Source organism: Streptomyces venetus, from assembly GCF_039540295.1.
Taxonomy (GTDB): Bacteria; Actinomycetota; Actinomycetes; order Streptomycetales; family Streptomycetaceae; genus Streptomyces; species Streptomyces venetus.
The window spans coordinates 350906-375895 of record NZ_BAABET010000006.1; the positions used below are offsets into that span (position 1 = coordinate 350906).

Consider the following 24990-nt stretch of genomic DNA (forward strand, 5'->3'; position numbering starts at 1 on the left):
GACACAGGGTCAACCCGGCCGGGCGGCTTCCTTGCACTGGGGCCGCCCGGCCCTCGCACGTTCCCCCTCACGGAAGGACCCCCACCGTGCGAAGAACCCGCATCCTCACCGCCGTACTCGCGCTGGCGGCCGGGCTGTTGTCGGGCGCCCCCACCGCCCTGGCCGCCGATCCGCCGTCGGTGAAGATCACCGCCGACACCTACACCTGGAAGAACGCCCGGATCGACGGGGGCGGTTTCGTCCCGGGCATCGTCTTCAACCGCAGTGAGAAGAACCTCGTCTACGCCCGCACCGACATCGGCGGCGCCTATCGCTGGCAGCAGTCGTCCAAGACCTGGACGCCGTTGCTCGACTCGGTCGGGTGGGACGACTGGGGGCACACGGGGGTCGTCAGCATCGCGTCCGACTCCGTCGATCCGAACAGGGTGTACGCGGCCGTCGGCACGTACACCAACAGCTGGGACCCGAAGAACGGCGCGGTCATGCGGTCCGCCGACCGGGGCGCGAGCTGGCAGAAGGCGAACCTGCCGTTCAAGCTGGGCGGCAACATGCCGGGGCGGGGCATGGGTGAGCGGCTCGCGGTCGATCCGAACCGGAACAGCGTGCTGTATCTCGGCGCGCCCAGCGGCAAGGGGCTGTGGCGGTCGACGGACTCGGGCGTGACCTGGTCGCGGGTGACGAACTTCCCCAACGTGGGCACCTACGTGCAGGATCCGGGCGACACGTCCGGCTACGCGTCCGACAACCAGGGCATCGTCTGGGTGACGTTCGACGAGTCCACGGGCACGTCGGGCAGCGCCACGAAGACGATCTACGTGGGGGTCGCCGACCAGGACAACGCGGTGTACCGCTCGACGGACGCGGGTGCGACCTGGCAGCGGCTGGCCGGCCAGCCCACCGGCCATCTCGCCCACAAGGGCGTCCTGGACGCGAAGAACGGCTATCTGTACCTCGCCTACAGCGACAAGGGCGGCCCGTACGACGGCGGCAAGGGCCGGCTGTGGCGGTACGCGACCGGGAGCGGCACGTGGACGAACATCAGCCCGGTGGCGGAGGCCGACACGTTCTACGGCTTCAGCGGGCTGACGGTGGACCGGCAGAGGCCGGGCACGGTGATGGCGACCGCGTACAGCGCCTGGTGGCCGGACACGCAGATCTTCCGCTCCACGGACAGCGGCGCGACCTGGACCAAGGCGTGGGACTACACGTCGTACCCGAACCGGGAGAACCGCTACACGATGGATGTCTCGTCGTCGCCGTGGCTCACCTGGGGCGCGAACCCGCAGCCGCCCGAGCAGACCCCGAAGCTCGGATGGATGACGGAGTCCCTGGAGATCGACCCGTTCGACTCCGCGCGCATGATGTACGGGACGGGCGCGACGATCTACGGCACCGAGAACCTCACGAACTGGGACAGCGGAGGCAGGTTCACCGTCAGGCCGATGGTGCAGGGGCTGGAGGAGACGGCGGTCAACGACCTGGCCTCTCCCCCGTCGGGCGCCCCGCTGCTGAGCGCGCTCGGCGACGTCGGCGGCTTCCGGCACACGGATCTGGCCAAGGTTCCGTCGATGATGTTCACACAGCCGAACTTCACGACGACCACGAGCCTGGACTTCGCCGAGTCCGACCCGAACACGTTCGTGCGGGTCGGCGATCTCGACTCGGGTCCGCACATCGCGTTCTCCACGGACAACGGCGCCAACTGGTTCGCCGGGACCGACCCCTCGGGCGTGAGCGGCGGCGGCACGGTCGCCGCGGGCTCCGACGGCGGCCGGTTCGTGTGGAGCCCGCAGGGCGCCGGCGTGCACCACGCCACCGGCTTCGGCACGTCGTGGCAGGCGTCCGGGGGGATTCCCGCCGGGGCGATCGTCGAGTCGGACCGTGTCGACCCGAAGACCTTCTACGGCTTCAAGTCGGGGAAGTTCTACATCAGCACGGACGGCGGGGCGACGTTCAAGGAGTCACCGGCGAGCGGGCTGCCCGGCGGTGACAGTGTCCGCTTCAAGGCACTGCCGGGTGGGAAGGGCGATGTGTGGCTGGCGGGCGGCGCGAGCGACGGGGCGTACGGCCTGTGGCACTCGACGGACGGCGGCACGAGCTTCACGAAGCTGTCGAACGTCGAGCAGGCCGACACCGTCGGCTTCGGCAAGGCGGCGCCCGGCGCCTCCTACCAGACGCTCTACACCAGCGCGAAGATCGGCGGCGTCCGGGGCGTCTTCCGCTCGACGGACAAGGGCGCGAGCTGGACCCGCGTCAACGACGACGCCCACCAGTGGGGCTGGACGGGCGCGGCCATCACCGGCGACCCGAGGGTGTACGGCCGTGTCTATGTGTCGACGAACGGCCGTGGCGTCATCTACGGCGACAGCTCCGGCGGCGGGACGACGGACCCGGGTCCGGGCCCCGATCCGACTCCGGCCGGCGCCTGCAAGGTGACGTACAAGGTCACCAGCCAGTGGTCGGGCGGCTTCCAGGCGGACGTACAGCTCACCAACACGGGCACCGTCGCCTGGAACGGCTGGTCGCTCACCTGGACGTTCGCCGACGGCCAGAAGCTCACCCAGGCGTGGAACGCCGAGGCCGCGCAGTCGGGTTCCACGGTGACGGCGAAGAACGTCGGCTGGAACGCGGGCGTGGCGGCGGGCTCGTCGGTGGGCTTCGGCTTCACGGCGAACCGGACGGGCACGAACACCGAACCGGCCGCGTTCAGGCTGGGTGACCAGAGCTGCACGGTCGCCTGACCGGGCCTTCGTCCTGGGCCGGTGGGTGCGCGCTCCCCCGGGGTGCGCACCCACCGGTGTCTCACGGGGTGTAGACCGTCGGGCGGGGAGCCGTCGGCATGGCGTCGCCGATGAAGAAGCTGGGGTGCGGGGGCTGGTTGTAAGCCGTGTTCTGCCAGGCCAGGGCCGTGCGGTACTGGGTGTCGTGGAGCAGGGTCGTGATCTTCGTACCGGTCTCGTGCGGGGTCGAGTAGATGCGCAGGGCCGTGTTGTCGCTGGTGCGCCAGACGACCTCCTCGCGCCAGTCGCCGAGGATGTCACCGGACAGGACCGGCGTGGCCTTGGTGCCGTTGTTGGAGGAGACCCCGGATCCGGTCAGCAGGCGGGTGTCGCCCGACGTGCCGTACTTGTCGACGCGGGTGCCGTCGAGGAGTTCACGGACGGGGTCGCCGTCCCACCAGGACAGGAAGTTGACGCTGGACGGCTCCCGGCCGAGGGAGGCGCCGGTCGCGGAGCGCAGCGTGGTGTCGCGGGCGGACCAGGCCTCGGCTCCGGGGCTGCCGGCGTAGATGTCGGCGGCGACGCCGCGGCCGTTGTCACCGCCGGAGTCCGTCTGCCACAGGATCTGGCCGGTGCGCGCGTCGGCCATCCAGGAGCCCGGTGAGCCGCTGTTCTCCGAGACCTTGAAGTACTCCAGGCCCGCGCGGGACGGGTTGAGGTCGCCGACGTGGGCGGCGTCGCCGTGGCCCAGCTTGGTGGTCCACAGGCCGCTGCCGTTGTCGTCGACGGTCATCGCGCCGTAGACGATCTCGTCCCTGCCGTCCGCGTCGACGTCCGCGACGGACAGGCCGTGGTTGCCCTGGCCGTCGTAGCCCTTGCCGCTGTTGGTGGAGGAGTTGGTGTCGAAGGTCCAGCGGCGGGTGAAGGAGCCGTTCCGCCAGTCCCAGGCGGCGATCACCGTGCGGGTGTAGTAGCCGCGGGCCATGATCAGGGAGGGGCGGGAGCCGTCCAGGTAGGCCGTGCCCGCGAGGAAGCGGTCGACGCGGTTGCCGTAGGAGTCGCCCCAGGAGGAGACGGTGCCGCGGGCCGGGACGTAGTCGACGCTCTGCATCGCCTTGCCCGTCTGGCCGTTGAACATGGTCAGGAACTCGGGGCCGGCGAGGACGTAGCCACTGGAGTTGCGGTGGTCGGCCGAGGAGCTGCCGATGACGGCGCCGGTGCCGTCCTTGGTGCCGTCGGCGGTCTTCATGGCGACCTCGGCCTTGCCGTCGCCGTCGTAGTCGTACACCTGGAACTGCGTGTAGTGCGCGCCGGAGCGGATGTTGCGGCCCAGGTCGACACGCCACAGCCGGGTGCCGTCGAGCTTGACGCCATCGACGATCGTGTTGCCGGTGTAGCCGGACTGGGAGTTGTCCTTGGCGTTGGTGGGCTGCCACTTCAGGACGAGGTCCAGGGCGCCGTCGCCGTCCAGGTCGCCGACGGAGGCGTCGTTGGCCTCGTAGGTGTACGCCACCCCGTCGGGGGTCGTGCCGCCGGCGGGCGGGGAGATCGGGACGTCCTTGTAGCCGGTGCGGAACTGGATCGCGTGCACCGAGTCGCCCTGCTCCGTGCCGTTCACGATCGCGCGGACGGTGTAGTCGGCGTGGGAGGGGGCGCCGGAGTGGAAGAAGTTCGTGGCGCCGGTGATGGGTGTCGGGTTGACCTTCGTACCGGCCCGGTAGACGTTGAACGACACGTCGTTCGGGTCGGTGCCGAGCCAGCGCCAGCTGACCAGGTTGCCGCTGCCGGTGTAGACGCTGACCACCCCTCGGTCGAGTTTCTCGACCTGCCGGGCGGTGGCGGCCTGGGCGGTGTCGCCGCCGGCGAACGTCAGACCTGCGCCGACGAGCGCCGCCGCGGTCACGGCCACCGGGAGGAGCACTCGGCGTCTGCGGTGCCTGTACGGGTGCATCACGGACGGACCTCCTGAGGAGAATGGGGGGTTCCGTCTGTGGTCGCCGCCGGTGGCGCGGGAGTTGCCGGGTCTTTCCGCCGGTTCACCGCCCCCGGCCGACCGGCTGGGCCGGTGCGGTTCAGCCGGGCTTGCGGAACGACCGCAGGCTGAACACCGGGTCCGGGCGGGGACGGTCCTGGTCGGGCAGTTCGGCCAGCCGGGTGGCGAAGACGTCGGCGAGCGGGTCGCCGGGCGGCAGCGTGACGAACCAGCCCCGTCTGAGGTCCGCGACCGTGCGGCGCGGGCTGCGGCCCTGGCCGTGGCCCCGGAAGCGGGCCTGCCCGGCCGGGACCAGGCCGTGTCCGGCGGCGTAGCACTCGACGTCCGCCGCCGCGTCCCGGACCGGGCTCGGCGGGCGGGACGCCAGGACGACATCGATGTCACTGCCGACGTTGTGGGAGGCCGCCTTGTCGACGGTGGTGATGTAGACCCCGCCGGGCCGCAGCACCCGGGCGCACTCGCCGACGATGGCCCGTGCGTCGGCGGGGCCGGCGGCCAGATGCAGCAGCCACACGCTGCTGACGACGTCGAACTCGTCGTCCCGGAAGGGCAGCCGCCGGCTGTCGGCGAGCAGCACGGCACCGGGCAGCCGGGCGGCGGCCTGCCGGGCCATCGCCCGGGCGAGGTCCACGCCGGTCACCCGCATGCCGTCGCGCGCGGCGGCGAGCCTGCGGGTCACGATGCCGGTGCCGCAGGCCACGTCGAGCAGGCTGCGGGTGTCCGGCGGCACGAGGCTCAGCACCGCTTCCGCGGCGGCGGCCGCCCTGGGCTCGCCGCCGCGCGAGGCGTCGTACCGCTCCGCTTCCTTGTCGTAGTCGAGCACCCGGTCAGTGTGCCCCGTGCCCGGGGGCCAGGTCCTCCACCCTGCGGGCGAGCTCGAAGTCCTTCTCCGTGACGGCGCCGCCCGCGCTGTGCGTGTGGACGGACAGGGCGACGGTGTTGTAGCCGAGCGTGAGGTCGGAGTGGTGGTTCAGCTCCTCCTGGACCTGGGCGATGTGCACGACCATCGCGGTCGCCGCGAAGTGCGAGCCGAGCCGGTAGGAGCGGGCGAGGCGGCCCTCGTCGAGCGACCAGCCCGGCAGCTCGGCCAGCCGGTCCTCGATCTCCTTCTGCGACAGCGGTTCGACGGGCATGGGCTGCGCTCCTTCCCTTGCGCCGGTGTCCTCGTTCCTGCCCTCAGCCTGCCACAGCGGGCGCCCCGGGGCCCTGGTCAGAAGGGTGTGCCTGTCCGGGACGACCGGTTCTCGACTACGGTCCCGGCATGACCACTCACCCGTCCACCGCCGAGAAGGGCGTGGGGCCGCTGCTGCGGGCCTGGCGCGAGCAGCGGCGGGTCAGCCAGCTGGAGCTGGCTCTGCGCGCGGACTCCTCGGCCCGGCACATCAGCTTCGTCGAGACCGGCCGCTCCCGGCCCAGCGAGGAGATGGTGCTGCGGCTGGCGGAGCATCTGGACGTCCCCGTGCGGGAGCGCAACGCGCTGCTGCTCGCGGCCGGTTACGCCCCGCGGTATCCGGAGACGCCGTTGGACGACCCGGCGCTGGGCGCGCTGCGCGCCGGCATCGAGCGGCTGATCAGCGGCTACGAACCGTATCCGGCGCTGGTGGTGGACGCGGTGTACGACGTCGTGGCGGCCAACCGGGGGATCATGACGCTGGTCGACGGTGTCTGCGAGTCGCTGCTGGAGCCGCCGCTGAACGCGATGCGGCTCGCCCTGCACCCACGGGGCCTCGCGCCCCGCATCCGCAACCTGCGCGCCTGGCGCGGTCACCTGCTGGAGCAGATGGAGCGGCAGATCGCGCTGCACCGCTCCGCGCCGCTGCGGGCCCTGTACGAGGAGGTCTCGGCGTATCCGGTGCCGGAGGAGGAGCCGGAAGCCGGTCCTGAGGAGCCCTCGGACGCGGTGCCGTACGTCGCGCTGCCGCTGCGGATCGAGCACGAGGGGCGGACGCTGTCGTTCATCTCCTCGATCTCCACGTTCAACACGCCGATGGACGTGACCGTCGCCGAGCTGGCCATCGAGACGCTGCTCCCGGCCGATCCGGCGACGGTCAAGCACCTTCAGACGCTGCTGCCCTGACGGGCCTTCAGGGCTGTGTGCTGGAGGACGGCGAACCCGGCCACGGTGAGGGCCTGGAGCACCGTCCACACGGCGCCCGCCGTGCTCGGCGTGAGCCACAGCGCCAGGGCCAGGAGGCTCGCCACCGCCCAGGCGAGATTGACCTCCACGACGGCCCGCACACCGGGCGCCGGCGGCGCCGGCCGGGCGGCCAGCAGGCCCACGCCCGCCGCGTAGGCGGCGAGGAACGCGCCCAGTGCGAGCAGCAGCGCGGAGTCGACGCCGAGGAAGCGGCCGAGCGGCCCGGGCAGGGCGAGGTAGGCGAGGGCGTTGACGCCGGTCACCACGGCGTCCAGGGCGAGGAAGCGGCGCAGCGTCGACTGCGGCGTGGTGGAGCGGGCGAGCGCGGCGAGCTGGGTCGCGGACATGGTGGATCACCCTCCGTCGGGTCGTGGTGCGGCGGCCGGGGGCGGTCGCGGGCACGGGGTGCGACGCGGCCGGGGTGGTGCGGAGCGGGCCGGGGGCCGGACCGGAGTGCGCCGGCCCGGCCCCCGGTGGCTCCACGATCCCGTCCCGGCCGCGCCCGGTCGATTACCCGCGGGGTAATGACCCGTCGCCGGTCGGTTCCCGCCATCTCCTCACCGTCGGCCCTGGGAGACTGTCAGCGATACGTGACAGACTGGGCGCAGGCTGGGGGGCGTTGGGGAGGTGTGGCGTGAGTGAACGGCGGGCCGCACCCACCGTGGGCCAAGTGGTGCTGGGCAAGCGGCTCCAGGAGCTGCGCGAGGCGGCGGGCCTCAGCCGTGACGAGGCCGCCCGGGTGCTGCGGGTCGCCCCGGCGACCGTCCGGCGGATGGAGACGGCCGATGTCGCGCTGAAGATCCCGTACGTGCAGATCCTGCTGACGGCGTACGGCGTGGCCGACGACGAGGTGACCGCGTTCGTCGACCTCGCCGAGGAGGCGAACCGGCCGGGCTGGTGGCAGCGGTTCCACGACGTGCTGCCGGAGTGGTTCAGCCTGTACGTCAGTCTGGAGGGCGCCGCGCGGATCATCCGTTCGTACGAACCGCACTTCGTGCCGGGGCTGCTCCAGACCGAGGGGTACGCGCGTGCCGTCCTGGAGGCGGGCACCATCGGGAACTCCGGCCCGGAGGCCGTGGAGCGGCATGTGTCGTTGCGGCTGGAGCGGCAGCGGCTGCTGGAGCGCCCGGATCCGCCGCACCTCTGGGTGATCATGGACGAGACGGTGCTGCGCCGCCCGGTGAGCGTCGACGGCCAGGTGATGCGCGACCAGCTGGACAAGCTGCTGGAGTACTCCGCGCGGGACCGCGTCACCCTCCAGGTCGCCGAGTTCAAGGACGGTCCGCACCCCGGGACGTACGCGCCGTTCTCGCTGTTCCGCTTCGCCGAGCCCGAACTGCCCGACATGGTGTTCACCGAGTACCTGACCGGCGCGCTCTACCTCGACTCCCGCAAGGAGGTCTCCGCGCATCTGGAGGTCCTCGACCACATGACGGCGGGCGCCGCGTCGACGCAGCGCACTCAGGGGCTGCTGCGGGAGTACCGCGAGAGCTTCTGAGTGACCCGTACGGGCGTAGCCGGCGGGTGCGCAGCACGAGGGGCCTCTAGCGTCGTCAGGAAGGGAGCGCACGCGAGGAGGCCTGATGCCCGGCTTCGAGCTGCTGTACCAGGCGGCCGCGCTGTGCCTGACGTACCCCGATGACGACTTCCGCGCCCGGCTGCCGCTGCTGCGCGAAGCCGCCCCGCAGCTGCGGGAGTTCGCCGACCACGCGGCCGTCACCCCGCCGGGTGAGCTGGCCGCCCACTATCTTCAGGTCTTCGAGAGCACCGAGGGCAACAGCCTGTACCTGAGCCACTGGCGCGGGATCTCGCAGGAGCACTTCCAGGAGCTGTACAGCTCCCACGGCCTGGAGCTCACCGGCGGGGAGCTGCCCGACTTCCTGCCCGCGGTGCTGGAGCTGGCGGCCCGCACCGGCAACACCGACGTGCTGACGGAGCACCGCGCGGACCTGGAGCGGCTCGGCTCCCGGCTGGCCGGCCGCGGTACTCCGTACGCGTCCGTCGTCGAGGCCGTGCACGCGACGCTGCCGCCCGGCCCGGCGACGGGCTAGGCGGCGCCGCCCTTCTCGTCCCGCTGGTCCTTCTCCTCGTCCACGATCTCCGCGTCGACCACGCCCTCCTCGTCCTGCGGGGTGCCGGGGGTCTCCTCGGTGGGGGGCTGCTGGGGCTGGGACTGGGCGTACATCGCCTGGCCCATCTGCTGGCTGACCGAGGCGAGTTTCTCGACGCCGGCCCGCAACGTCGAGGTGTCCGCCTGCTGTTCGAGCTGCTGTTTCAGTTCCGTGACGGCCGACTCGACCTGGGACTTCGTGTCGGCCGGGATCCGGTCGCCGTTCTCCCGGAGGAAGTTCTCGGTCTGGTAGACGAGTTGCTCGGCCTGGTTGCGGGTTTCAGCGGCCTCGCGGCGTTGCCGGTCCTCCTCCGCGTACTGTTCGGCCTCGAGCATCATGCGGTCGATGTCGTCCTTGGGCAGGGCCGAGCCGCCGGTGACGGTCATCTTCTGTTCGCGGCCGGTCGCCATGTCCTTGGCGGAGACATGCATGATGCCGTTGGCGTCGATGTCGAAGGCCACCTCGATCTGCGGCACCCCGCGCGGGGCCGGCGGCAGGCCCGTGAGGTCGAAGACGCCGAGCTTCTTGTTGTAGGCGGCGATCTCCCGTTCGCCCTGGTAGACCTGGATGCCGACCGAGGGCTGGTTGTCGGCCGCCGTCGTGAAGATCTCCGAACGCCGGGTCGGGATGGTGGTGTTGCGTTCGATGAGCTTGGTCATGATGCCGCCCTTGGTCTCGATGCCCAGGGACAGCGGGGTGACGTCGAGCAGCAGCACGTCCTTGACGTCGCCGCGGATGACGCCCGCCTGGAGGGCGGCGCCGACGGCCACGACCTCGTCGGGGTTGACGCCCTTGTGCGGTTCCTTGCCGGTGAGTTCCTTGACCAGGTCGGTCACCGCGGGCATCCGCGTCGAGCCGCCGACGAGGATCACGTGGTCGATCGCGGACAGCTTCACACCGGCGTCCTCGACCGCTTGGTGGAAGGGCTTCTTGCAGCGGTCGAGCAGGTCCTGCGTCAGCTCCTGGAACTGGGCCCGGGTCAGTTTCTCGTCGAGGTGCAGCGGGCCTTCGGCGGAGGCTGTGATGTAGGGCAGGTTGATCGTCGTCTCGGAGGAGCTGGACAGCTCGATCTTGGCCTTCTCGGCGCCCTCGCGCAGCCGCTGCACCGCCATCTTGTCGTTGCCGAGGTCGACGCCGTACTGCCCCTTGAATCGCTTGACGAGGTACTCGACGATCCGCTGGTCCCAGTCGTCGCCGCCGAGGTGGGTGTCGCCGTTGGTGGCCTTCACCTCGATGACGCCCTCGCCCATCTCCAGCAGCGACACGTCGAAGGTGCCGCCACCGAGGTCGAAGACGAGGACCGTCTGGTCGTTCTCCTTGTCCAGCCCGTAGGCGAGGGCGGCGGCCGTCGGCTCGTTGATGATCCGCAGCACCTTCAGGCCGGCGATCTCCCCGGCCTCCTTGGTCGCCTGCCGCTGGCTGTCGTCGAAGTACGCGGGGACGGTGATCACCGCGTCGGTGACGTCCTCGCCGAGGTAGGACTCCGCGTCCCGCTTCAGTTTTTGCAGCACCCGCGCGGACAGCTCCTGCGCCCGGTAGCGGGTGCCGTCGATGTCGCCGTGCTCGGGGAAGCGCCAGTGCGCGTCACCCATGTGGCGCTTGACCGAGCGGGCGGTGCGCTCCACGTTCGTCACGGCCTGCCGTTTGGCGACCTCCCCGACCAGCACCTCGCCGTTCTTGGCGAACGCCACGACCGAGGGTGTGGTCCTGGCCCCCTCCGCGTTGGCGATGACGGTGGGCTCGCCGCCTTCCAGCACGGCGACCACCGAGTTCGTGGTTCCGAGGTCGATCCCGACCGCTCGTCCCATCGCTGTCCCCTTCCGCCAGGGCGGCTCTCCACACTCTCCAGCACAAAACTTGAGTGGGCTGTTGTCAATGCCGCGAAGGGGTGATCGGCCCGCGCAGCGCCACCGCGCGCCGGGGGCGGTCGGTGACGAGCACGTCCACGCGCGGGTGGGCGAGGAAGGCACGCATCAGGGTGTCGTCGTTGACCGTCCACACCATGGTGAACAGGCCGTGCCGGGTGGCCTCCCGCAGCACGTTGGTCCTGGCCAGCCGCTGGTGCACGGCGACGCCGTGGGCCCCGCAGGCGCGGATGCGGCGGACCGGGAACAGTTCGCTCAGCCGGGTCCCGGGCAGCCGGGCCGGCGCCAGTTCCCTGCGGTCGCGCCCCAGGGAGAGGGCGGTGCGCACCCCGGGGAAGGCCTGGGTCACGGCGGCGACGGAACGGTCCTCCAGCGTGGTCACGACCAGACCGTCCGTGCCGAGCAGGGCGACCGCCCGGTCGATCACCTCGCGCTCGTAGCCGACCTCCTTCAGGTCCAGGTGGGCCACCAGCCTCCCGGCGATCAGCGCCATGACGTCGTCCACGACCGGCACGTCGTATCCGGCCCGCTCGCTCAGCTCCGCGTGCGTGAGCGTGGACAGCGGCGGCCCGGTGTGCCCGGCCCGAGGGTCGTGGTAGACGACGAGGACGCCGTCCGCGGTGCGGCGGATGTCGAACTCGACGTACTCGGCGCCGGACTCCAGCGCGTCCTTGTACGCCTCCCAGGTGGCGGCCTCGGCGCGCTCGGAGCCGCCCCGGTGGGCGGAGACGGCGGGGCGTGGCGTCATGGTCGGGGGCTCCCGGAGGGGGCGCGCGGGGGCGGTACGGGCAGGGCGTCGTCGTCGGGCGCCGGCAGCAGCGAGCCGGAGCGGGTGCTGATCCGTCTGAGCAGGACGTAGCCGATCACCACGAGGACGAGGAAGGGCAGCCAGGCCAGCGCGTAGGCCGTGCCGTAGGCCCGCAGGTCGAGGATGGAGCGGTGGTCGTCGACGTTCGTGCCGTTCACCCCGAAGAAGGCCAGCAGCAGGGTGGGCGGCAGGGCGATCAGGGTGGCGGCGGCGACGAGACCGGAGACGGTGCGGTCGCGGCGGTCGTCGCGTTCGGCGAGTTCGGCGTCCAGGGCGGCGGAGCGGGCGCTGATCACCGAGGTCAGGCGTTCGACCATGCGGGCCGAGTTCTCGAGGCTGTCGCGGATGCCCAGGGTGTCGCGCAGCGAGGACTGGAAGGCCTCCATGACCATCTCGGGGATCAGCAGGCTGTCGACGTAGGCCTCGACGCCGAAGGCGAGGTCCAGCTGGAGTTCGTTGACGCCCGCGGAGAGGCGGGAGATCAGGGAGCGGATCTCGGTGGGCGAGTCGGTGAGGGCCTGTTCGTTGGCCTTCATCGTCGCGAAGGCGGCGAGCCGGGTGCGCTGGAGCGCGGACAGGGCGGAGATCATGCCGACGGCCACGAGCATCAGGCCGTTCTCGACGTGCGGGGCCCAGCCGGCCTGGACGGAGACGCCCCGGCCGAGCGCGGACAGGGTGAGGCCGTGGTTCCGGAGGTGGGGCGCGAGGCTCGCGTCGTGGGGCGTGGCGGGGTTCCAGGGCATCCTGCCGCGGTAGACGATCTCGTTGAGCAGGACCGCCTTGCGGGCCTCGTCGGCGCTCAGCAGCTCCCGCTGTAACCGGCCGCCGGGGAAGACGAGCTGGTGCACGTTCTGCCCGAGGGCCAGCGGCCTTCCGCCGAGCTGCTCGGTCAGCGCCGTCAGCAACGGTCGGTCGTCGAGTTCGATGCGCTCACGGTCGAAGCAGGTCGTGGCCAGCCACGCGGCGAGGTCGCCGGCCGTGGTCTCGCCCGCGAAGACGCAGTCCACGACCAGCGTCGCGTCGCCACGCGGGGTGGTGACGACGAGGATCCGCAGGGACGCGAGGCCGAGGCCGTGGTCGCCGTGCGGCAGCCGCAGCCGCCGGGGCGCGACCAGTTCGTCCAGCATCGGTACGGGGAGCACGTCCTGGCTGGTCATCAGGTGGGAGGCGAAACGGCCGTAGTCGTAGCGGCCGACGAGGGCGCCGAGGGCGGTGTCCCGGGGACGCAGCCGGCCGGAGAGGCTGAACAGCAGTAGGACGCGGGTCCGGTCGCGGGTGGCGGAGTCGAGCACCGTGGCGTTCGTGGACGTTCCCGGCAGCATCGCGTTCCTTCCGGCCCGTCGGTTCGAAAGCGTCTGGTTCATACCCCGGGCGCGGGTGGCGAACCGACGACGGCGCGGGCCCCCCGGGTGGGCGGACCGACGACATCGCGCGGGCGGCCCTGGTGGGCGGCCCGCGCGACGTGGGTGGGTCCGGTCAGGCGAGCTTGGCGGTCAGCGTGATGGGCGTGGCCTTGAGCGCCTGGCTGACCGGGCAGCCGACCTTGGCCTCGTCGGCGGCGGCGAGGAAGGCCGCCTCGTCGATACCGGGGACGGTGCCCTCGACGGTGAGGTGGATGCCGGTGATGCCCTCGCCGGGCTGGAAGGACACGTCGGCCGAGGTGACGAGCTTGGTGGGCGGCGTCCCGGCCTTGTTGAGGATGTTGGAGAAGGCCATGGAGAAGCAGCTGGAGTGGGCGGCGGCGATCAGCTCCTCGGGGCTGGTCTTCCCGTTCGCCTCCTGGGCGCGCGAGGCCCACGTGACCGGCTGCTCGCCGATGGCACCGGAGGAGTCGAAGGTGACGACGCCGTTGCCCTCGAGCAGGTTGCCTTCCCAGACGGTGTGTGCGGAGCGCGTGGTAGCCACGGATCTTCCTTTCGGATGCGGACTCGCGTGTGGGCCCGTCTCCGGGCCCCGTGCCCCCATCCGATCACACTCCGGTTCGGCGCACGAGGAGGACCGGGCCTTCGCCGGTGCGGCCGGGGCTCAGGCGGCCCGTTCCTCGCTGCTCTCCAGCGGCACCTGGGGGCCGTTGGACTCGCGCAGCCAGCGGCGCAGCACGCGGTGGACGTGTTCGGCGCCGGCGAGTGCCGTCCCCTCGTCGACCGGCGCGGAGAGGACGAGCGGCGACAGCAGGAACGGTCTGCCCTGTGCGCCGCCCAGGCCGCCGTGGGAGCCGATCTGCTCCTCGAAGGCGAGGACTTCGCCGTCGGCCGGGTCGTGGAAGGAGTTGACCATGATGTCGGCGGTGTGCGGGAAGAGGTGCGTGCGGCGTACCGCGTCGGCGGCGCCCGGCCCGAACGGGGCGAGCGGGCCCGGGTCGTCGTCGAGGTCGGCCAGCGGGATCTCGGCGCCGTACGCGCCGAGGACGACTCCGCCGTGCTGCTCGCTGCGCACCAGCAGGAAGCCCACGCCGGGGTGGTTGGCGAGGGTCGGCAGCAGGGCGGGGTGGCGGGCGTCGATCTCCTCCTTGCTCATCCGGTGCGTGACGTCCGGGAAGGAGACCAGACCGAGGTTGCCGGAGGCCAGCACGATCGGCTCCGGGCGGCGCTGGGGGCGGTGCCGCTCGCCGCCCTCCTCGACCGGTATGCGCAGTGCGGCCCGCACGGCGGCGCGGGCCTCCGCCCCGCTGCGGGTGCGCTCCGCCCGGCGTGGCACAGGCAGTCCGCAGCCGGCCCGCACCAGGTCGCCGAGGGTGAGGCCGTAGCGGGAGCGGAACGTCTCGCCGGGGCTCTGGCCGTGGTCGGAGAGCACGACGATGCGGTACGGGCGCGGGGCGTGCTCGGCGACGTTCTCGATCAGGGCCAGCGAACGGTCGAGGCGTTCGAGGACCTTCCGCGCGTCGCGGCTCGCCGGGCCGGAGTGGTGGGCGACCTCGTCGTAGGCCACGAGGTCGGCGTAGACGGCGGTGCGGCCGGCGAGCATGTCGCCCATGACGGAGGCGACGACGACGTCCCGCTCGACGACCGTCGCGAAGGCCCGGACGAAGGGGTAGAGGCCGGCGCGGGAGACGCGCGGGCGCTGCTTGCGCAGGCGGGCCCGGGTGGACTGGCCGATCTCGCGGCCGACCTCGGCGACGAAGGACAGGGCCGTGCGCACGGCGTTCGCCGGGTCCGAGAAGTAGGCGAAGTATCCGGCGCGGGAGCGGTTCTCCCGGCTGCGGCGGCGGGTGGCGATGGACAGCACGAGGGCCTGTTCGTCGGCGCCGCCGCTGAACAGGTTGCCGCGGCTGGCGCCGTCGACGGTGAGCAGCCCGCCGTGCCCCGCGTTCTCGACGGCGCGGCGCTGGAGTTCCGCGGCGCTGGTCGGGCGGTTGCAGACGACGACCTCGCGGGAGTCCTTCTCGTACCAGCGGAACGCGGGGACGTCGTGGTTGCTGCCGTGCAGGATGCCGAGCTGGCTCGCGCCGGTCTGGCTGGACCAGTCGGTGCGCCAGGGGGTGAGCCGGTGGGTGGGTCGGCCGCCGTCGCCCAGGTCGAGCCAGCGCGCGACGGTGGGCATCGCGCCCCTGCCGACGGCGTCCAGCAGGACGTCGTGGCCGACGCCGTCGAGTTGCAGGAAGACCGTGCCGTGGGCGGCGGGGCTCGGTGGTCCGGATCTGCGGCGGCGGTCGGAGAGCCGGTACAGCCGACGGCGGTAGGCGTCGTCGTCGCGCACGGCCAGGGCGGCGCCGGTGGCGGAGGCCACCGCGGACATCACGGCGGCGACCACGACGGCGGTCTCCGGGGCGGCGGCCCCGCGCTCGGCGGGGTTGAGGTGCAGGGCGAGCAGCAGCAGCGCGCCGTTGAGGAAGAACACCAGCAGGCCGAGCACGAGCGCCGGCACGAGGAGCAGGAGCCGGACGAGCAGCGGCCACACCAAGGCCGACAGCAGACCGAAGGCGCCCGCGCCGAAGGCCGCCGTGACGGCGATGTCGGTGGCGCTGTCACCGTTCTCCGAGCGGAGCCGGAAGTCCGGGAGGATTCCGGCGAGCACGAGCATGGTGACGGTGGAGACCGCCCACACGGCGACGCTCCGCCCGACCTGACTGGCGGCCCGCCGCCACCGCACGCCCCGCACGCCCAGCCACCTCACGTCCCGGCCCGTCACCACGGGCTTCCTGCTCACAGTGTCTCAACGCCGGTGGGGCGCCTTCCGTCCCCGCATGTCACTTCCGGTCGAGACGGCTCTCCTTCCCGCCACGACGGTGCACAAGCAGGACTGCTGTGGCGGGTGGACTTCGCCCTGGTGGGGGCCGTCAGCGCCCGTCGTAGCCGGCCGTCGGCATGGAGAGCCGGCGGTGCACACACGCCTTCATGGCCGCGTCGTACGCCGGCTCCGCGCGCCCCACCGTCTCGATGCGCACTCCGCGCCGCGCGCACTCCGCGGTGAACTCCTCGACGGACGCGAGCGCGCTCTCCAGGACCCGTCGGCTGGGCGCCACGAACACGTCGAGGCCGGGCCGGACGCCGTCCCACAGCGCGCAGTGGTCGGGACGCAGCCCGCGGACGAGTAACTCCCGGCTCACCACGTAGCCGCGCTCGGCCGCCCAGTGGGCGCACATCGCGTGCTGGCTGCGGGAGTCGACCAGGAACGGATCGTCGTCCAGCTCCTCCAGCGGCGTCAGACTCGCGATCGCCGTGACCCGGACCGGCACCATGGCGTCCCCCCTCACCTCCGGTTCAGCCGCCGACCCTACTCCTGCACGTAGGCTTCGGGGAGTCGCGCGAAGGAGGCAAAGAGGTGCCGGTGGAGATCACCTGGTGGGGTCACGCGACGTGCACGGTCGTGGATTCGAACGTACGCGTACTCACCGATCCTCTGTTCGCGCGCCGGCTCGCACATCTGCGCCGCCGGCGCGGGGCCCTGCCGCCGCCCGGTGCCCATCGCGCGGACGTGGCCCTCGTCTCGCATCTGCACGCCGACCACCTGCACCTGCCGTCGCTGATGCGGCTCGCCGCGGGCACGCGCCTGCTCGTGCCCCGGGGCGCGCGCCGTGCGGTGCCAGGGCTGCGCCGGCTCGCGCACCTCGAGGTGACCGAGATGGCGCCCGGGGACGAGACGCCGGTCGGGGACGTCGTCGTACGGGCCGTGTCCGCGCGGCACGACGGGCGGCGGCTGCCGCTCGGACCGCACCGCTCCCCCGCGCTCGGCTACGTCATATCCGGCGAGGCCCGGACGTACTTCGCCGGGGACACCGGGCTGTTCGAGTCGATGGCCGAGGAGGTCGGGCCGGTCGACGTGGCACTGCTGCCGGTGGGCGGCTGGGGGCCGTACCTCGGGGAGGGACACCTGGACGCGGGCCGGGCGGCCCAGGCGCTGGAGCGGCTGGCGCCGCGCAGTGCGGTGCCGGTGCACTACGGCACGTACTGGCCGATCGGGATGGACGCCGTGCGCCCCCACGAGTTCCACGCGCCGGGTGAGGAGTTCGTGCGGCTCGCGGCCCGGCGCGCGCCCGGCGTGGCGGTGCACCGGCTCGGGCACGGGGAGAGTGTGCGCCTGGGGGTCGCGCGGTGACCTGGACCGCGCCCTTCGCGCAGGCCGGCGGGCCCCTGCTCGCGGCGTCGGCCGTCACCCCGGCGTCCATCGTGCCGGAGTCCACTCAGCAGGCGGTCGGATATCCCACGCTCTTCCTGCTGGTGCTGGCCGGGGCGCTGGTGCCGGTGATCCCGACGGGGGCGCTGGTGAGTTCGGCCGCCGTGGTCGCCTTCCATCAGACGGCGCCTTTCTCGCTGCTGATGGTGTTCCTGACGGCGTCGCTGGCGGCGTTCCTCGGGGACGCGGCCCTGTACTGGCTGGGGCGGCGCGGCATGGGGTCGAAGAACGGCTCGCGCTGGCTGGAGGCGCTACGGTCGCGGGCGCCGGAGGACCGGCTGGCGCAGGCGCAGGAGAAGCTCGCGGCGCACGGGGTCGCCGTGTTGGTGTTGTCCCGGCTGGTGCCGGCGGGGCGTATCCCGGTGATGCTGGCGTGTCTGATGGCGAAGTGGCCGCTGCGGAGGTTCTCCCGGGGGAATCTGCCGGCCTGTCTGGCCTGGGCTGTGACGTATCAGTTGATCGGGATTCTCGGGGGGTCGTTGTTCGCCGAGCCGTGGGAGGGTGTGCTCGCGGCGATCGGGCTGACCTTGCTGATCAGCGCGGTGCCGGCGGTGTGGCGGCGGGTTCGGTAGCGCCGTTGTTCTTCGCGGTTGTCTCCTGGGTGCGGGTTGTGTGTGGCTGGTCGCGCGGTTCCCCACGCCCCCGCTGAGGGGTCAGCTTCCCTCGAGCACCTTTGAAGAGCCGATCGGCATGTCCCAGAGGTTTTCCCGGGGCAGGCCCGCCTTTTCCCATGCTGCCCGCACCCGTGTGAGGGGCTCCAGGACCGGTTCCGCCGAGAGGACGAAGGTCGCCCAGTGCATGGGGGCCATTCTGGTCGCGCCGAGGTCCTGGGCCGCTTGGACGGCTTCCTCCGGGTCGCAGTGGACGTCGCTGAGCCACCAGCGCGGGTCGTAGGCGCCGATGGGCAGCAGGGCCAGGTCGATGCCGGGGTAGCGGCGGCCGATGCGGGAGAACCAGTGGCCGTAGCCGGTGTCGCCGGCGAAATGGACGCGCTGTCCGTCCTGGTCGGTGAGCACCCAGCCGCCCCACAGGCTGCGGCAGGTGTCGGTGAGGGTGCGCTTGGACCAGTGGTGGGACGGGACGAAGTCGAAGCGGACGCCGCCCAGTCGGGCCCCCTCCCACCAGTCGAGCTCGGTCACGCGGGTGAAGCGGCGGCGGTGGAACCAGCGGGCGAGACCGGCCGGGACGAACACCGGGGTGTCACGCGGGAGTCGGCGCAGTGTGGGGGCGTCCAGGTGGTCGTAGTGGTTGTGGCTGATGACGACGGCGTCGACGCGCGGCAGCGCCTCCCAGGGGACGCCCACGGGTGTGATGCGGGCCGGGGTGCCGAGGATCCGGCGGGACCAGACCGGGTCGGTGAGGACGGTCAGACCGCCGATGCGGATCACCCAACTGGCGTGTCCCGCCCAGGTGACGGCGACGGTGCGGGCGTCGACGCGGGGCAGCGGGCCCGGCTCGTAGGGCAGCCGGGGGATGTCGGCGAGGCCTTCCGGGCCCGGTCTCACGGCGCCCTCGCGGGCGAAGCGGGCCATGGCCTTCAAGCCGGGGAGCGGGGCGGTCAGCCGGTCGTGGAAGGTGCGCGGCCACATCCGGTGTTCGGCCAGTGGTCTCGGTTCGGCCGGCGGCGGGTACGGGGACGCCGAGGGGGACGGGAGGGCGGGGTCGTCGGTTCCCTGGGGGGTCGTGCTCGTGGCCGACTCGGACTGCTGCGTCATCGAGGAGACTCCCATCGCTGAGCGTCGTCGCGGAGATCGTCGAAGACCGACTTCAGCCGGATCAACGCGCGTTGCACGTGCGGCAGTTCCAACGGCGTGGGCGAGGTGAGGCATTCCGCGCGTTCCGGGTCGGAGCCGGCCAGCAGTGCGCCGGTGGAGAGCCGCACGCGCGGGGCTTCGAGTTCGTCTCCGAAGCGGTGGCCGCCCGGGGCCGGCATGTCGAGGCGCGCGGAAAGGAAGTCTTCCAGTTCCTGCGCGTCGCCGACGCCGTGCGCGTTCAGCGCGGGGCGCAGCGGCGTGAGGTCGGCGTACAGGTGGCGGCCGGCCCGCGGAGGGCGGGCGAGGGCGCCCGCGGCGACCACGGCGGAGTGCGCCTCGGCGGCCAGGCGCGCGTGCAGGCGCACCGCCAGGGCGACGCGCTCCGTGACGGGTTGCGGTTCCCCCAGGGCGTAGGCGGCCGCGGCGGCGACGGGGGCGGCGACCTGGGCGTCGAGCGCGGTGAGGACGTCGAGCACACGCGCGTGGAGGCCGCCGGCGTCGTCGCCGGCCGGGAAGCGGGCCACGGCGGCCGGCCAGCCGGGCGGGAGCAGGGCACCGGCCAGGTCGCTGACGACGGTGACCCGGTCGGGCTGCATCTCGGCGGGGCTGAGCAGCACGGTGTCGTGCGGGTCGTGCAGGGTGTCGCGCCAGGTCTCGTCGCTGACCAGGTGCAGGCCCTCCCCCTGGGCGGCCTCGACGGTCTCGTGCAGCAGCTCGGGAGGGGCGACGGTGGCCGTGGGGTCGTCGGCGACGGACAGCACGAGAAGGCGCGGGTCGCCGCCCTCCGCGCGGACCCGGCGCACGGTCTCCAGCAGGGCGTACGGGTCGGGAACACCGCCGCTCTCGGGTGGGGTCGGCACATGGAAGGCGGGGCGCCCCAGCAGGCGGGCGTACGGCGCCCACCAGGCGGCGCAGGGCCTCGGCACCAGGACGTCACCGCCGAGGGCGGCGGTCAGCGCGAGCAGCAGGGCGGGGGCGCCCGGGCCGGCGGCCACGCGGTCGGGGTCGCAGCGCAGTCCGCGCCGGTCCCAATAGCCGCAGGCGGCCTCGCGCAGGGCCGGGCCGCCGCCGACCGGCTCGTGGCCGCCGCGGGAGGCCGCCGCAGCGAGCACCGCGGACAGTTCGGGGAGCACGGGCAGTCCGTCGTCGGGGAGGGGCGGCCCGAAGCGGACGGGGCCGTGGCCTTCCGGGTCGGTCCGCCGCATCCGTACCTCCGCAGTGCCTGGTGCCGCCTGGTGTCGCCTCCGGCGCGCGCGCCCGGCCGGTGTCCTCGGCCACTGAGTACCCAGGGTGCCCTCGCCCCATGGGCGCGCGGCCGGGTCGTGACGGTCACAGCATGAGCGGGCCCGGGCGGGGAAGAGGTGCCGCCCGGGGCCGGGGCGGGCGCCGGTCAGCGATACGGGTCGCCGTCCCGGTTGCGCAGGCGGTGCACCGCGGCGCCGAACGCGCCCGCGATCAGCACGCCGCCCGCGACCAGGGCGGGTACGGAGTCGTTGAAGGCGCCGCCGTCGCCGGCGCGCACCCCGCGCTGGACGGCGGCTCCGCCGCACTCGGTGCCGCCGCGGTGTGCGTCCTGGTCGGCGCCGAGGGATACGTCGCCGAGGGGCACGTCGGTGCAAGGTTCTCGGGTGGGTTCGTGGGTGGGTTCGTGGGTGGGCTCGTGGGTGGGCTCGTGGGTGGGCTCGTGCGGCTGCTCGTAGCCGCCACCGCCGTCATGGCTGTCGCCGCCGTCAAGGCTGTCGCCGCCGGCACCGCCGGCACCGCCGGCACCGCCGGCATGACCGCCACCGCCCTGGTCGCCGTGGGCCACCGTGAACGTCGCGCTCCACTCCGTGCCCTCCCCGCCGGGAGCGGCCGGGCAGGTGCCGTCGACGGTCCATGCCGAGTCGTCGCCGAGGGCGTCCGGATCGTCCTCGAAGCTCTCCGCCGAGGCGATACGCGCCGTGCCCCGGTAGGCGGGCCCGGACACCTCGTCGTCGTTGCCGGTCACCTTGCGCAACGCGACCGTGCCCTCGTCGAAGGCCTGCGAGGTCGCGTCGATGGTGTCGGGGGGTGGCCCGCCGTCCGGATCACAGCTGACCGAGACGGTGAGGGTGCCTCCGGGTGCGACGGTGGCGGGACCGACCTCGGCAGTGGGGTCGGCGGCCACGAGGGGCGCGAACCCGATCAGGGCCGAGCCGGCCAGTACGGCGACGGAGAGTGCGTGGAGGGTGTGGCGCATGCTGCCATCACAGCCAGCCCGGTACGCGACCGCGCGCGGCCGACCCCCATTAGCGGGACAGCACCCTCCGACCGGGTGAACCGGCCCGACCCGAAGGGCGCGGGGCTGTATCGACAGGCGGCCCGCCGCGTGGGCGCGACCAGCCGGCCACGGTCCGCACCCGCCGGACCACGGCATCGGGCACGGCGCTACGCGACATCCCGCATGACCTGCTCCCGCACCCGGCCGCAGGACCGGCTGATCAACCGGGACACATGCATCTGCGAGATCCCCAGCTCCTCGGCGATCCGGCTCTGTGTCATGTCCCCGAAGAACCGCATGTACAGGATCGCCCGCTCGCGCTCCGGCAACGCCGCCAGCCGGGCCTTCACCGACTCGCGGTCGACGACCGTGTCCAGCGCCGGGTCCACGGACCCCAGCGCGTCGCTCAGGGAGTACCCGTCCTCACTGCCGGGGAGTTCCGCGTCCAGCGACAGGGCGGTGAAGCTCTCCAGCGCCTCCAGACCGGCCTTGACGTCCTCCTCGCTCATCCTCGCGTGCTCGGCGATCTCGGCGATCGTGGGCCGGCGTCCGGAGATGGTCTGGGACAGGTCCTGCGAGGCGCAACGCACACGGTTGCGCAGGTCCTGAACCCGGCGGGGCACGTGCAGCGTCCACATGTGGTCGCGGAAGTGCCGCTTGATCTCGCCGGTGACGGTCGGCACCGCGTAGCTCTCGAAGGCGTTGCCGAGCTCGGGGTCGTACCGGTCGACGGCCTTGACCAGGCCGAGGGCCGCGACCTGGCGCAGGTCCTCGAAGCTCTCGCCGCGGCTGCGGAAGCGTCCGGCGAGACGGTCGGCCATCGGCAGCCAGGCCTCGACGATCTCGTCGCGGAGCGCGTCGCGCTCGGGTCCGGCGGGCAGGGTGGCCAGCCTGCGGAAGGCGTCGGCCGTGTCGGGGGCGTCGTCGTGGGGGTGCTGCTTCGTCCTGGTGTGGGTCGCCATGATGCGTCGCAATTCCCTTGCAGAGTGCTTTGGGTTCGACGGTCACCGTGGGAGCGCGAGCTGTGGGACGGAGGCGCCGGTGGTGGCTGTGCGACGCCACTCCCACGGACGTGCCTCCTGTCCGAAGCACTGTGGTGCGCCTGCCCCCGGCCCCCACCCGCAAACCCGGAGAGGTTTTCCGCCGTCGCGCAGGGTGACTCGTACTGCTGGCTCTGTCCCCATACGTCCGGGAGGTCGTACATGAGCACCAAGGTCTCCGACCACGTCCTGCAGCGACTGCGCGAGTGGGGGGTTGAGCAGGTCTTCGGCTATCCGGGGGACGGCATCAACGGTCTGCTCGCCGCTTGGGGCCGAGCCGAGAACGAACCGCGTTTCGTGCAGTCGCGCCACGAGGAGATGTCGGCGTTCCAGGCGGTCGGCTACGCCAAGTTCAGCGGTCGCCTCGGGGTCTGCGCCGCGACGTCGGGACCGGGCGCGATCCATCTGCTCAACGGCCTGTACGACGCCAAGCTGGACCATGTGCCGGTGCTGGCGATCGTCGGCCAGACGCACCGCACCGCGATGGGCGGCTCGTACCAGCAGGAGGTGGATCTGCACACGCTGTACAAGGACGTCGCCTCGGAGTTCGTGGAGACGGTGACGGTGCCGGAGCAGCTGCCGAACGTGCTGGACCGCGCGATCCGCACGGCGTACGCGCGCCGCTGCCCGACCGCGGTCATCATCCCCGGCGACGTGCAGGAGCTCGACTACTCGCCGCCGACGCACGAGTTCAAGATGGTGCCCTCCAGCCTGGACCGCGGTTCGTGGACGGCGGTTCCGTCCGACGACTCGGTGCGGCGGGCGGCGGAGATCCTCAACTCCGGTGACAAGGTGGGGATTCTGGTCGGCCAGGGCGCGGCCGGTGCGCGGGCCGAGGTGGAGCGGATCGCCGAACTGCTCGGCGCGGGCGTCGCCAAGGCACTGCTCGGCAAGGACGTCCTGAGCGACGAACTGCCGTACGTCACCGGCTCGATCGGTCTGCTGGGCACCCGTCCGTCGTACGAGCTGATGCGGGACTGCGACACGCTGCTGACCATCGGTTCGTCGTTCCCGTACACCCAGTTCCTGCCGGAGTTCGGCAAGGCGCGGGGCGTGCAGATCGACATCGATCCGCACATGATCGGGATGCGCTATCCGTACGAGGTGAACCTCGTCGGTGACGCGAAGGCCACGCTGGAGCGGCTGATCCCGCTGATCGAGGGGGGACGCGGGCGCGAGTGGTACGACACGGTGTGCGCCAACGTGACGCGCTGGCGTGACGTCATGGAGCGCCGGGCGGGACTGGAAGCCGATCCGATCAACCCGGAGTACGTGGCCCGCGCCCTGGATCCGCTGCTGCCGGACAACGCGATCGTCACGTCCGACTCGGGTTCGACGGCGAACTGGTACGCACGGCACCTGACGATGCGGCCGGGCATGCGCGGCTCGCTCTCCGGCACGCTGGCGACGATGGGCTGCGGCGTGCCGTACGTGATCGGCGCGAAGTTCGCGCACCCGAACCGGCCCGCGATCGCCCTGGTCGGGGACGGGGCGATGCAGATGAACGGGATGGCGGAGCTGATCACGGCGGCGAAGTACCGCCACCTGTGGGACGACCCGCGGCTGGTGATCGCGGTGTGGAACAACCACGATCTGAATCAGGTCACGTGGGAGATGCGGGCCATGGAGGGTGCGCCCTCGTTCCTGCCCTCGCAGGAGCTTCCGGACGTGCAGTACGCGGCGTTCGCGCGCTCTCTGGGGCTGACCGGCATCCGGGTGGAGAAGCCGGAGGACGTCGAGGCGGCCTGGCGTGCCGCGCTGGAGGCGGACGGTCCCGCGGTGGTCGAGTTCCTGACCGATCCGGCTGTCCCACCGATCCCGCCGCACGCCACCTGGGACCAGATGGAGGCGACCGCCGCGTCGGTCCTGAAGGGCGACGCGGACCGGGGATCGATGGTCAAGCAGGGCTTCAAGGCGAAGGTGCAGGAGTTCCTGCCGGGGCGGGAGAAGAAGTAGCCGCGGAGGCAGGAGCCACGTCGACCGGTTCGCGCCGGTCGGCGTCGTCCTGCGGCAGCAGCAGTTCCTCGTAGCGGCCCAGCACCAGCACCACCGCGAGCATGAGCAGCGGGATGAGCACAGCGAGCATCGCCATGGCGTGTCCTTCCCCAGGGATGTGTGGGGGGGGTGTGATCCGGGTCTCCCGGAGGCCGTGGCGCAAACCAGTGCGACGACGGTGATCGTGTGGGCCGCTCCGGTGTCGGCCCGTGGTGTTCGGGTACGCGGTGCGGGCCCCCGAACGTCTGGAGGGAGACATGCAGCGAGGCAGCGACCGGCTGAGCGTCCACCGTGACGACGAGATGAAACACGAACTGCAGGGTCTGCTCAGGTCCGGGCACCCCACACGCAGTGAGGAGTGGCACGACCCCGAGCCGGCCGCCGAGGACGACCCCGAGGTCGCGTACGGGCCGGTCACGCCGGGCCGTACGTCGACGTCCCTGGAGTCCGTGCGGCTGGAGCTGGCCCGGATCCTGGGCCGCAGGGCGTTCCCCGCGAGCGCCCGTGAGCTGACCCGCGAGCTGCGCGGGCACCAGGCACCCGACGCCCTCGTCGAGGCCCTGGAGCGGCTGCCGCACCAGGAGCGCTACGGCAATGTCCAGGAGCTGGCCGAGGCCCTGATCCGGGCCAGGGAGACCGGACCGGAGGAGTACGCGTAGGGACGGCGCCGGGGCGCATCGGGGCCGGCGTCGTGCCGGCGCCGGTGCCCCCG

The 24990-nt window shown here is 72.5% G+C and carries 23 protein-coding genes; 8 read left to right on the forward strand and 15 right to left on the reverse strand.

Annotated elements, in window-relative coordinates:
* The first annotated feature begins 86 nt into the window (after nt 1-86).
* The gene (locus ABEA82_RS21650) at nt 87-2741 is read left to right on the forward strand and encodes a cellulose binding domain-containing protein (protein ID WP_345663224.1); all 2655 of its coding nucleotides are present in this window, start codon (nt 87-89) and stop codon (nt 2739-2741) included.
* A gap of 61 nt (nt 2742-2802) precedes the next feature.
* Here the strand turns inward: ABEA82_RS21650 and ABEA82_RS21655 are convergent, their stop codons facing one another.
* The 3 genes from ABEA82_RS21655 to ABEA82_RS21665 all read right to left on the reverse strand — a co-directional run bounded on the left by ABEA82_RS21655 (nt 2803) and on the right by ABEA82_RS21665 (nt 5846).
* On the reverse strand, nt 2803-4671 hold the full coding sequence (locus tag ABEA82_RS21655) for a rhamnogalacturonan lyase (protein WP_345663225.1): 1869 nt from the start codon (nt 4669-4671) through the stop codon (nt 2803-2805).
* A gap of 121 nt (nt 4672-4792) precedes the next feature.
* Nucleotides 4793-5536 carry a class I SAM-dependent methyltransferase gene (locus tag ABEA82_RS21660; protein WP_345663226.1) on the reverse strand — a complete coding sequence of 248 codons (744 nt, stop codon included), beginning with the start codon at nt 5534-5536 and terminating at the stop codon, nt 4793-4795.
* 4 nt (nt 5537-5540) lie between these two features.
* Entirely contained in the window at nt 5541-5846 is a 306-nt protein-coding gene (locus ABEA82_RS21665; RefSeq protein WP_345663227.1) for a 4a-hydroxytetrahydrobiopterin dehydratase, read from the reverse strand.
* Between the two features lie 128 nt (nt 5847-5974).
* Here ABEA82_RS21665 and ABEA82_RS21670 point away from each other — a divergent pair, with 128 nt between their 5' ends.
* Complete coding sequence (locus ABEA82_RS21670) at nt 5975-6790, forward strand: helix-turn-helix domain-containing protein (protein WP_345663228.1); 816 nt, start codon at nt 5975-5977, stop codon at nt 6788-6790.
* Here the strand turns inward: ABEA82_RS21670 and ABEA82_RS21675 are convergent.
* Nucleotides 6772-7197: a hypothetical protein gene (locus tag ABEA82_RS21675; RefSeq protein WP_345663229.1), complete on the reverse strand. Its 426-nt coding sequence runs from the start codon at nt 7195-7197 to the stop codon at nt 6772-6774. The genes ABEA82_RS21670 and ABEA82_RS21675 overlap by 19 nt on opposite strands.
* A 287-nt stretch (nt 7198-7484) precedes the next feature.
* Here ABEA82_RS21675 and ABEA82_RS21680 point away from each other — a divergent pair, with 287 nt between their 5' ends.
* Entirely contained in the window at nt 7485-8348 is an 864-nt protein-coding gene (locus tag ABEA82_RS21680; RefSeq protein ID WP_345663230.1) for a helix-turn-helix domain-containing protein, read from the forward strand.
* A gap of 85 nt (nt 8349-8433) precedes the next feature.
* Nucleotides 8434-8901, forward strand: coding sequence for a nitrate reductase molybdenum cofactor assembly chaperone (locus ABEA82_RS21685; RefSeq protein ID WP_345663231.1), 468 nt, complete (start codon nt 8434-8436; stop codon nt 8899-8901).
* Here ABEA82_RS21685 and dnaK read toward each other — a convergent pair.
* The 6 genes from dnaK to ABEA82_RS21715 all read right to left on the reverse strand — a co-directional run bounded on the left by dnaK (nt 8898) and on the right by ABEA82_RS21715 (nt 16312).
* Nucleotides 8898-10769: a molecular chaperone DnaK gene (gene dnaK / locus ABEA82_RS21690; protein WP_345663232.1), complete on the reverse strand. Its 1872-nt coding sequence runs from the start codon at nt 10767-10769 to the stop codon at nt 8898-8900. The two genes, ABEA82_RS21685 and dnaK, sit on opposite strands and share 4 nt — an antisense overlap.
* 64 nt (nt 10770-10833) lie before the next feature.
* A complete protein-coding gene (locus ABEA82_RS21695) occupies nt 10834-11574 on the reverse strand; it encodes a glycerophosphodiester phosphodiesterase family protein (protein ID WP_345663233.1) in 741 nt (246 codons plus the stop codon).
* Nucleotides 11571-12956, reverse strand: a complete 1386-nt coding sequence (locus tag ABEA82_RS21700; RefSeq protein ID WP_345663234.1) for a hypothetical protein — start codon at nt 12954-12956, stop codon at nt 11571-11573. Before ABEA82_RS21700 ends, ABEA82_RS21695 begins: the two co-directional genes overlap by 4 nt.
* 154 nt (nt 12957-13110) lie before the next feature.
* Complete coding sequence (locus ABEA82_RS21705; protein ID WP_003994146.1) at nt 13111-13539, reverse strand: OsmC family peroxiredoxin; 429 nt, start codon at nt 13537-13539, stop codon at nt 13111-13113.
* A 120-nt stretch (nt 13540-13659) separates the two neighbouring features.
* Complete coding sequence (locus ABEA82_RS21710) at nt 13660-15732, reverse strand: phage holin family protein (RefSeq protein WP_345663479.1); 2073 nt, start codon at nt 15730-15732, stop codon at nt 13660-13662.
* 178 nt (nt 15733-15910) lie between these two features.
* Nucleotides 15911-16312, reverse strand: coding sequence for a hypothetical protein (locus ABEA82_RS21715; protein ID WP_345663235.1), 402 nt, complete (start codon nt 16310-16312; stop codon nt 15911-15913).
* An 83-nt stretch (nt 16313-16395) separates the two neighbouring features.
* On the opposite strand from ABEA82_RS21715, the gene ABEA82_RS21720 reads away from it, so the two are divergent.
* Nucleotides 16396-17169 carry an MBL fold metallo-hydrolase gene (locus ABEA82_RS21720; RefSeq protein ID WP_345663236.1) on the forward strand — a complete coding sequence of 258 codons (774 nt, stop codon included), beginning with the start codon at nt 16396-16398 and terminating at the stop codon, nt 17167-17169.
* 35 nt (nt 17170-17204) lie between these two features.
* A complete protein-coding gene (locus tag ABEA82_RS21725; protein WP_345663480.1) occupies nt 17205-17819 on the forward strand; it encodes a DedA family protein in 615 nt (204 codons plus the stop codon).
* A gap of 81 nt (nt 17820-17900) precedes the next feature.
* Here ABEA82_RS21725 and ABEA82_RS21730 read toward each other — a convergent pair whose 3' ends face one another.
* The 4 genes from ABEA82_RS21730 to ABEA82_RS21745 all read right to left on the reverse strand — a co-directional run bounded on the left by ABEA82_RS21730 (nt 17901) and on the right by ABEA82_RS21745 (nt 22205).
* Nucleotides 17901-18962 (reverse strand): MBL fold metallo-hydrolase, encoded by a 1062-nt coding sequence (locus tag ABEA82_RS21730; RefSeq protein ID WP_345663237.1) that lies wholly within the window; start codon nt 18960-18962, stop codon nt 17901-17903.
* Nucleotides 18959-20206, reverse strand: coding sequence for an aminotransferase class I/II-fold pyridoxal phosphate-dependent enzyme (locus tag ABEA82_RS21735; RefSeq protein ID WP_345663238.1), 1248 nt, complete (start codon nt 20204-20206; stop codon nt 18959-18961). Before ABEA82_RS21735 ends, ABEA82_RS21730 begins: the two co-directional genes overlap by 4 nt.
* 185 nt (nt 20207-20391) lie before the next feature.
* Nucleotides 20392-21222 (reverse strand): hypothetical protein, encoded by an 831-nt coding sequence (locus ABEA82_RS21740; RefSeq protein WP_345663239.1) that lies wholly within the window; start codon nt 21220-21222, stop codon nt 20392-20394.
* Nucleotides 21223-21410: 188 nt separating this feature from the next.
* The gene (locus ABEA82_RS21745) at nt 21411-22205 is read right to left on the reverse strand and encodes an RNA polymerase sigma factor SigF (protein ID WP_345663240.1); all 795 of its coding nucleotides are present in this window, start codon (nt 22203-22205) and stop codon (nt 21411-21413) included.
* A 240-nt stretch (nt 22206-22445) separates the two neighbouring features.
* Between ABEA82_RS21745 and ABEA82_RS21750 the strand changes: the two genes are divergently transcribed.
* Nucleotides 22446-24239, forward strand: coding sequence for a thiamine pyrophosphate-requiring protein (locus ABEA82_RS21750; protein ID WP_345663241.1), 1794 nt, complete (start codon nt 22446-22448; stop codon nt 24237-24239).
* Here the strand turns inward: ABEA82_RS21750 and ABEA82_RS21755 are convergent.
* A complete protein-coding gene (locus ABEA82_RS21755) occupies nt 24193-24375 on the reverse strand; it encodes a hypothetical protein (protein ID WP_345663242.1) in 183 nt (60 codons plus the stop codon). The two genes, ABEA82_RS21750 and ABEA82_RS21755, sit on opposite strands and share 47 nt — an antisense overlap.
* Nucleotides 24376-24535: 160 nt before the next feature.
* Here ABEA82_RS21755 and ABEA82_RS21760 point away from each other — a divergent pair, with 160 nt between their 5' ends.
* Complete coding sequence (locus tag ABEA82_RS21760) at nt 24536-24937, forward strand: DUF2795 domain-containing protein (protein WP_345663243.1); 402 nt, start codon at nt 24536-24538, stop codon at nt 24935-24937.
* The last annotated feature ends 53 nt before the right edge of the window (nt 24938-24990 follow it).

Coding starts and splice junctions, on each gene's coding strand:
- ABEA82_RS21655 (WP_345663225.1), bottom strand. CDS start 4,671: ATGCACCCGTACAGGCACCGCAGACGCCGAGTGCTCCTCCCGGTGGCC.
- ABEA82_RS21665 (WP_345663227.1), bottom strand. CDS start 5,846: ATGCCCGTCGAACCGCTGTCGCAGAAGGAGATCGAGGACCGGCTGGCC.
- ABEA82_RS21670 (WP_345663228.1), top strand. CDS start 5,975: ATGACCACTCACCCGTCCACCGCCGAGAAGGGCGTGGGGCCGCTGCTG.
- ABEA82_RS21675 (WP_345663229.1), bottom strand. CDS start 7,197: ATGTCCGCGACCCAGCTCGCCGCGCTCGCCCGCTCCACCACGCCGCAG.
- ABEA82_RS21685 (WP_345663231.1), top strand. CDS start 8,434: ATGCCCGGCTTCGAGCTGCTGTACCAGGCGGCCGCGCTGTGCCTGACG.
- dnaK (WP_345663232.1), bottom strand. CDS start 10,769: ATGGGACGAGCGGTCGGGATCGACCTCGGAACCACGAACTCGGTGGTC.
- ABEA82_RS21695 (WP_345663233.1), bottom strand. CDS start 11,574: ATGACGCCACGCCCCGCCGTCTCCGCCCACCGGGGCGGCTCCGAGCGC.
- ABEA82_RS21700 (WP_345663234.1), bottom strand. CDS start 12,956: ATGCTGCCGGGAACGTCCACGAACGCCACGGTGCTCGACTCCGCCACC.
- ABEA82_RS21715 (WP_345663235.1), bottom strand. CDS start 16,312: ATGGTGCCGGTCCGGGTCACGGCGATCGCGAGTCTGACGCCGCTGGAG.
- ABEA82_RS21730 (WP_345663237.1), bottom strand. CDS start 18,962: ATGACGCAGCAGTCCGAGTCGGCCACGAGCACGACCCCCCAGGGAACC.
- ABEA82_RS21735 (WP_345663238.1), bottom strand. CDS start 20,206: ATGCGGCGGACCGACCCGGAAGGCCACGGCCCCGTCCGCTTCGGGCCG.
- ABEA82_RS21740 (WP_345663239.1), bottom strand. CDS start 21,222: ATGCGCCACACCCTCCACGCACTCTCCGTCGCCGTACTGGCCGGCTCG.
- ABEA82_RS21745 (WP_345663240.1), bottom strand. CDS start 22,205: ATGGCGACCCACACCAGGACGAAGCAGCACCCCCACGACGACGCCCCC.
- ABEA82_RS21750 (WP_345663241.1), top strand. CDS start 22,446: ATGAGCACCAAGGTCTCCGACCACGTCCTGCAGCGACTGCGCGAGTGG.
- ABEA82_RS21755 (WP_345663242.1), bottom strand. CDS start 24,375: ATGGCGATGCTCGCTGTGCTCATCCCGCTGCTCATGCTCGCGGTGGTG.
- ABEA82_RS21760 (WP_345663243.1), top strand. CDS start 24,536: ATGCAGCGAGGCAGCGACCGGCTGAGCGTCCACCGTGACGACGAGATG.